The sequence below is a fragment of the Idiomarina xiamenensis 10-D-4 genome (assembly GCF_000299895.1).
In the GTDB taxonomy this organism is placed as follows: Bacteria; Pseudomonadota; Gammaproteobacteria; order Enterobacterales; family Alteromonadaceae; genus Idiomarina; species Idiomarina xiamenensis.
In genome coordinates, this window is record NZ_AMRG01000058.1 from 1 (window position 1) to 713 (window position 713).

Below are 713 nucleotides of genomic sequence, written 5' to 3' on the forward strand. Positions count from 1 at the left end.
CGGCCGTTGAAACTGCCATAGGCTAGCTGTAATTGGGGACGCGGGGCCGCCATGGACGAACAAAATGATGAGGTTCGACTTATCTTTACCACGAATATTGAGCCACTACGGTACGCCACCGATGTCTGCCGTAAACGACTCTTCGATACCATTAGGGCTGACGATGCGAACAAGATCGTCGATGATCTCACGCGCGCCTTGGTAGTCATCGGTATCTGGGCATTGTTTTGAGGTACTGGGTTTTGAGGCGCTGGCTTGTGCGGTGCTGACAAAAGCCGTGACGGCAAGCAGTAGCGTTAGTAATAGTTGTTGTGTATATCGCATAAGTTTCTCGCTGTATTTTTTTCTAATTCTTAGTAGAAAGTCATCAAAATGCAACAGCGATTTTGCAAGTAAGTATGAATGTATTAGTCCTAGAGTGGCGATTTTTTGGCCGCAATAAAACGCCCATTTGCGCTTAAGCCTCCAGCAGAAAGGCCGACAACCGGCTACTACGCTAACAGTGGTCAATCAAATTGTGGATTTGGCCTGCTGCGTATACGCTACTGAGTGGAGCGCTTTGGTGGTTGTTGAATCGCTTAAGGCAGCATTACAGTGATGCTCGCCACCAGCGCTAGTGGCGAGCGCGATGACGACTAACCTACTTCAAATGCTTATCTAAAAAACCTTTGATCTCAGGCACGATGGTGGCTGCGTGGGTTTCTAAGGCAAAG

At 48.4% G+C, this 713-nt stretch carries 1 protein-coding gene; it reads right to left on the reverse strand.

What is annotated here, in order from left to right:
• Positions 1–105: 105 nt before the first annotated feature.
• Entirely contained in the window at positions 106–324 is a 219-nt protein-coding gene (locus A10D4_RS13430; RefSeq protein ID WP_008490187.1) for a hypothetical protein, read from the reverse strand.
• Between the last annotated feature and the right edge of the window lie 389 nt (positions 325–713).

Coding starts and splice junctions, on each gene's coding strand:
- A10D4_RS13430 (WP_008490187.1), bottom strand. CDS start 324: ATGCGATATACACAACAACTATTACTAACGCTACTGCTTGCCGTCACG.